The sequence below is a fragment of the Bacillus sp. JJ1474 genome, from assembly GCF_036965225.1.
In the GTDB taxonomy this organism is placed as follows: Bacteria; Bacillota; Bacilli; order Bacillales; family Cytobacillaceae; genus Cytobacillus.
Window position 1 is genome coordinate 565 of the sequence record NZ_JBALPC010000196.1, and the last position, 5,978, is coordinate 6,542.

Below are 5,978 nucleotides of genomic sequence, written 5' to 3' on the forward strand. Positions count from 1 at the left end.
AGTACATTTTTTCACAATCTTCTCTATTTGATCTAACTTATTCCACAATGTGGCCCAAACCAAAAAGAAAAAAGCACATTTCTTGCTGCAGAATTGCGCCTGATTGCAAAACAAGCATAAAATTATTTCGGAAGATTAAGTTGCCATGAAACACCGAACCGATCATTTAGCCAGCCAAACTTCGTACTAAAACCATAGTCACCTAACGGCATAAGTGCTTACCCATCTATAATGAATTTCTTATAAAGATTGGTAAGCACCTCTTCAGTATCATAAGTAACAAAAATTGAGTATGAAGGAGTAAAGGAAAACTGATGTTTCACAGAAGAGAATGTCTGGCGTGCATGTGAGCATTTGATCATAGGTTTCCACACAAAAAGGATCAATAGATGATTTAGCCAATTCTTTCAAAACGGAAGAAAATTCCTTGTTGTTTGGTCTTCTGTCGCTGCCCCTTATGGAAGTAATAAGATTTTACCCGTACTTTTTCGGCTTTCTAGATATCGATGAGCTTCTTGTCCATCTCTTAACGCAAAAGTTGTCGGCTCCGATACTTTTACTTTTCCTTCTTCTATCCATCTAAACAGCTCTTTTGATCGTGTCACTCTTTCTTCCTTAGAAGTGAGAACATTCCAAAGATCTCCCCCCGTTAGAGTTTTTGATGTATCCATCAACATACGGGGATCAACTGAAGCCGGATCTCCACCTGCCATCCCATAAAATACAACTGTACCACCGATGCGCGTAACAGCAAAACTGTCCATGAGTGTAGAGCCTATTGATTCATAAACAACATCCACCCCTTTGCCGTTAGTTTCTTCCAGAACTTTCTGCTTCCAGTCATTCTTGTACTGGAGTACCAAATCCGCTCCCACTTTTTTTGCAACTTCAACTTTTTCCGTGGAAGATGTTAAGCCTATTACCTTACCACCAAGAAGCTTTACAATTTGAACAAGAAGCTGCCCGACACCTCCGGCTGCTGCGTGTACTAAGACAACATCATTATTTTTTACAGCATAACTGTCCCTTGTAAGATAATGTGCAGTTAGCCCTTGAAGGAGTATGGATGCAGCCTCCTTAAATGAAACTGATCCTGGCAGAGGTATCAATTTTTCATATGGAACAGCTACTAGCTCTGCATTGGCAAATGGAACATCAGCAAATGCAATATGGTCTCCTGAGCTTATGCCTTGCACTTCTGCTCCTACTTTTTCTACAATTCCGGCACCTTCATAACCTAAAATATATGGAGGCCCCCCGGCAAGATGATAATTTCCTTTCCTTCTATAAATGTCTGCAAAGTTTAGACCGATTGCTTTCATTCTTAAAAGAATTTCATCCGGACCGATGACAGGATCCATTACTTCGCAATATTCCAGGACTTCCGGACCTCCAAATGTATTAAAAACAAGTGCTTTCATATATATACCTCATCTCTAGGGTTAATTAATAAATGCAATACTTTGTTCTGCTTTCCTCCCATAACTTTTTGTTATTTCTTCACTATTAAAATCATCATTTAATAAAAGTCCTTCAATGCTTTCCTTACTTAAATCTGTTGTTTTCGTAAATGTATGATGATAAAGGCGAGGAAGAATATGGCTAAAAGAAAATGCCGATAATAGAAGAACCATACCAATTACAAAAAAAATAATAATATTTTGCTTCAAATTGAACAAAACATACTAAATAAGATTATGATTATTGAAAATGGAATTAAAATAAGTCCTAGACCAATATTCATCTATATAACTCCTTTAATAATCATTATTAATTTATTATATACATAGAAATTCTATGTAACCATACAAAATAGAAAATTTGTATAGGAAAATTATTTTCTTCAACTATATGGCTTTTATCCTTCTTAACGGTAAATATGATATAATAAAAAAATGTCCAATCCCATATATACCAAGGGTTTAGACATTTTTATCACCAAGTTTATTTAAGCGTTAATTTGTATTAAAGGAAAAATATACGCTATCACTACTTTAATTTCCAAATTTGCTCTAACAATCCTTCTCTTTCAAGAATTTCAGCCTGCCTCTCACCTAAAAGATCATAATGTGAATAGCCATCCTTCCGTTGATGTATCCATTCAGCTCTTAATCCGTACTTCTTTCCCCATTTAACTAGTTTTTCCATATCATTACATCCAACTTTGGTGACGGTTGTACAGTCTGGAAAGCGATCATCTAGCCAATAATGGGTTAAAAAAGCGATGTCTCCCAGATCGATTTTTCTTTTCCATTCGTCCAGTTCTTCCTTTTTTATGCCAAATGCCAAAGATGCATCTCTCCTCTTTAATATTAATAATTTAGAAGGAAATTTCACACATTAACAGAATGCTTTTTTGCCTTTTCATAGGCCTCATGCCAAATTGGGTAATGTTTCTTAACAGATATTGGGCGGAATGATTCCTTTTTGACACAAACATGCTTGGATATGCCTGTAACAGCAAGTTCTCCTTCTTCTGTATATATTTCGTAGCCATAGCTGACCCGCAAGCCATCATACTCCTCAATCCAAGTTTTTATTATTGCGTTTTCACCATAATGCAGCGGCTTCTTATAGGATGCTTGAATATCTAGGACAGGTGAAATAATCCCATCCTTCTCCATCTCTGCATAATTAAAACCTAAATCCTTAATGAGCTGGGTTCGGCCTAATTCCATCCAAATTAAATAGTTAGCATGGTAAACAACACCCATTTGGTCCGTTTCAGCGTATCTTACTTCAATTTCCCTTGTTGATACTAACATGTTTATTCCCCATTTCCCATTCTTTTGAGAGCTGTTTCAAAATCTTCTTTTTCAAGATAGGATACATTCTGTAACAGCGTATCCTTATCGTCTCCAGCAAGAATCCTCATTGCTTGGGATTGAATTGTTTCATCCGTTAGATTTGTTGCAAATCGTCCATTACCGTTTATGGATATTCCCTTAAGTTCCCCTTTAAGATACTCAATCGCACTTCCTGTTATTTCGTATTGAAATTGTGAAGCATAATTGATCATAATTTGGAGCAGCTCTTCCGCAGTGTAATCATTAAAATAGAGAAACTTTTTAAATCTTGATTTCAACCCCGGATTACTATGCAGCAAGGCCTCCATTTCGTTCGGATAACCTGCTAATATGACAACTAAGTTCTCATTATGCTTTGTCATTTCATCAACTAGAGTATCAATGACTTCCTTGCCAAAGTCACCTTGAACTCCAGATAATAAGGAATAGGCTTCATCAATAAAGAGGACTCCGCCAAGTGCTTCTTTCAATTTCTTTTTCGTTTTAATCGCAGTTTGTCCGACATATCCAGCGACAAAATCCGCTCGGCTTGCAACAATTAAATGCCCTCTTTTTAAAAATCCGCATTCCTTTAAAAGCTCTGCATAAATTTTGGCAACGGTAGTCTTTCCTGTTCCCGGGTTTCCAATAAAAACTGAATGAAGCTGGATTGGTACGACTGGAAGTCCCTTTTCTCTTCTAATTTGCTGCATCCTTACAAATGATGTTAACATATTCACTTCGTTTTTTACCGTTTGAAGACCTATTAAATTTATTAATTGTTTTTTAGGATTTATTGGCGCATCGTATGCAGTCATTTCAAAATCCGTTTTATCGAGCAGTGAATAATCTAATATGGAATTGTCGCCATCATCAATATGAGCACCTTTATTAAAAATAGCATCTAAGACAATGTTTTTTACAGCCCGGGCATTTCCAAACGTATCATCTACCCTTTCCATTTCAATCCTTTTTTCAAGCTCCTGTTTTGCCTCAGCAGTCAGAACATAGTCATTATCTAAAGCAAGTTTATCGGCAATCTGAATGAGCTCATCATTTGAATAGTTAGGCAGATGGATAAAATTCGATTGGGGAAAACGACTTCTTAACCCAGGATTTGCATCAAGGAACTGACGCATCTCATCTGGGTATCCGGCCATAATAACAGCAAATTTCCCGCCATATTCTTGGCCTGTCATTAATGACACGAGGGTATCAATGACCGTTTGCCCATAATCATTGCTTGATTGTCCTTCTCTTCTTAAACTATAAGCCTCATCAATAAATAATACTCCTCCAAGTGCTTTTTGGACTGCAGCCCGTACGTTTTCTTCCGTTTGCCCAACAAAAGCGCCGACTAGCTGTGAACGATCGACTTCTACTACAGCTTCTTTAGATAATGAACCAAGGTGATAATAAATTTTTGCCAGTAACCTTGCTAATGTCGATTTCCCAGTTCCCGGGTTTCCTGTCAAAATCATATGCAGGCTTAATTCATCTTTTAATTGAAAACCAAGTGCTTTTCTATCCTTCTGATACTTTAAATATCGGTAAAAATCTCTTACTCGCCCTTTAACATGTTCTAATCCGATCAATTTTTCCAATTCTTCCAGTGGGTTTGCTGCAGTTTCAACTTCTAATGATTCCTCTTTAAAAAGCAATTCCCAGCTCTTCTTAATCTCTTCAATCCGGTCTAAAGTTTCTCTCATTTCAGCGTAATACGAAGAGTGGTAAAAGACTCCCACAACGGATTGTATGTATTCTTCACTTGCTTTAAGAAGCCTTAACGTCTCCTCCTCAGCCTTATCTAACAGTATATCCATGCTTGAATATAATTTGATCAAATGGTCATCCGTCAGTTTATCTTGAGTTTTGGTAAGTTGCTCCCGCTCCTCTTCAGCTTGATCTAAAAACATCCTACATTGTTCTTGAATCTGATTAACGGTTTGCAATTTCGCTTGTTTATTATCTGTTTCTCGAAGCGGAGGAAACGACAAAATATCTAATAAAACTTCTTTGTTTTTCCAATTCATTTGTTCGATGATCTCAGCCGCTTTAGAATGATGTGGATTTAAGCTATATGCTTTTTGTATCCACGCAAGACCAAGAGTATCTTCCTTTGCTTTTGCTAGTCTTGAACGACCGGCGAGCGATAGTAATTCTGAAACTAGTTCCCTATTTTCATTGTGATTTAACGTTTTGATGAAGGCTAATATTGCAGCTTCATTTTCAATATAACCATTATGCTGAAACTCCAATTCCCAATTCCTTATTTGACTGTTCATATACTTGTTCTGTCTTTGTTTTTCCATCTGCATCACTTCTTCTTTTATAGTCCACAACTATCATATCATACTTAATGATAGGGAAAAAAATTTGAATTAAAAGAAGACCTGATCTTTGGGATCAGGTCTTCTAAATGTAGCTTATTTATTTATAACCATTTTGCCGTGCCTGGCTTTCATCTTGAATTTCCGCACGCATTGCTTCAATACTTTCCTTACGGCGCTCATTTTTAGCGGCAATTTTTGCACGCTCTTCTCCATCAGCAAACTGCATCGTTTCTTCAGCATCATTCATATTTTCAATTGTGTTTTCAACCATCGTATTTAGTTTTTCAACATTGTCACTGCGATCATCTGGTTTAGGTTTATTTTCATAAGCCATAAATAAATAACCTCCTATTGAAGATGTGCTGATACAAAGTTAGTATGTCGTTTCAAAGGAAAGCTATTCACCTTTTGTTTGTATTACTTGGGGAACTCCGCCAGTATTGCTTTGCATTTTTTTCCCCTTATTTCCACCAAAGCTGCGCGATTTTGTCCCAATATGATTAGGATTATATTGCACAGATTCTCGTTTCGGATTACTCATAAGAATCCCTCCTCATTAAAAGTATGTCCAGTAGAGTAGGGGGGCATTTATGGTAAAGAATGTTATTCCGCTTTATTTAATCGCTTTTCTTCTAATCGCTCTTCAATTTTTTCCATTGCTGCCTGATCTTTTAATATTTGTCGCTTATTTTCTGAAACAAGTTCGGCGAATGAGCGTTTTCGTGGTTTTCTCATTTTTATGTCACCTTCCTTTAAACCTATATTAACTTTTATTATGGTCAATAACCGTTTTAATTATTACAAATTTTCGAAAATTTTATTTTACAAAAGAAAAACATCAGCATAAGCTGATGAATTC

At 36.5% G+C, this 5,978-nt stretch carries 8 protein-coding genes and 1 pseudogene; all 9 read right to left on the reverse strand.

The features are described from left to right. Nucleotides 1-122 precede the first annotated feature (122 nt). Nucleotides 123-329 (reverse strand): annotated as a pseudogene (locus tag V7164_RS21260) (VOC family protein); the annotation flags it as partial. Nucleotides 330-455: 126 nt separating this feature from the next. Next, the gene (locus tag V7164_RS21270; RefSeq protein ID WP_335355173.1) at nt 456-1,421 is read right to left on the reverse strand and encodes a quinone oxidoreductase family protein; all 966 of its coding nucleotides are present in this window, start codon (nt 1,419-1,421) and stop codon (nt 456-458) included. Between the two features lie 21 nt (nt 1,422-1,442). Beyond that, nucleotides 1,443-1,670: a hypothetical protein gene (locus tag V7164_RS21275; protein ID WP_335355174.1), complete on the reverse strand. Its 228-nt coding sequence runs from the start codon at nt 1,668-1,670 to the stop codon at nt 1,443-1,445. 319 nt (nt 1,671-1,989) lie between these two features. Next, on the reverse strand, nt 1,990-2,289 hold the full coding sequence (locus V7164_RS21280; protein WP_335355175.1) for a hypothetical protein: 300 nt from the start codon (nt 2,287-2,289) through the stop codon (nt 1,990-1,992). A gap of 44 nt (nt 2,290-2,333) precedes the next feature. Then, nucleotides 2,334-2,765, reverse strand: coding sequence for an acyl-CoA thioesterase (locus V7164_RS21285; protein ID WP_335355176.1), 432 nt, complete (start codon nt 2,763-2,765; stop codon nt 2,334-2,336). A 2-nt stretch (nt 2,766-2,767) separates the two neighbouring features. Next, nucleotides 2,768-5,104 carry an AAA family ATPase gene (locus V7164_RS21290; protein ID WP_438824736.1) on the reverse strand — a complete coding sequence of 779 codons (2,337 nt, stop codon included), beginning with the start codon at nt 5,102-5,104 and terminating at the stop codon, nt 2,768-2,770. Between the two features lie 112 nt (nt 5,105-5,216). Continuing rightward, nucleotides 5,217-5,453, reverse strand: a complete 237-nt coding sequence (gene tlp, locus V7164_RS21295; protein ID WP_335355177.1) for a small acid-soluble spore protein Tlp — start codon at nt 5,451-5,453, stop codon at nt 5,217-5,219. A 63-nt stretch (nt 5,454-5,516) separates the two neighbouring features. Next, on the reverse strand, nt 5,517-5,660 hold the full coding sequence (locus V7164_RS21300) for an acid-soluble spore protein N (protein WP_335345802.1): 144 nt from the start codon (nt 5,658-5,660) through the stop codon (nt 5,517-5,519). A 62-nt stretch (nt 5,661-5,722) separates the two neighbouring features. Further along, nucleotides 5,723-5,854 carry an FbpB family small basic protein gene (locus V7164_RS21305; RefSeq protein ID WP_315668757.1) on the reverse strand — a complete coding sequence of 44 codons (132 nt, stop codon included), beginning with the start codon at nt 5,852-5,854 and terminating at the stop codon, nt 5,723-5,725. Nucleotides 5,855-5,978 lie beyond the last annotated feature (124 nt).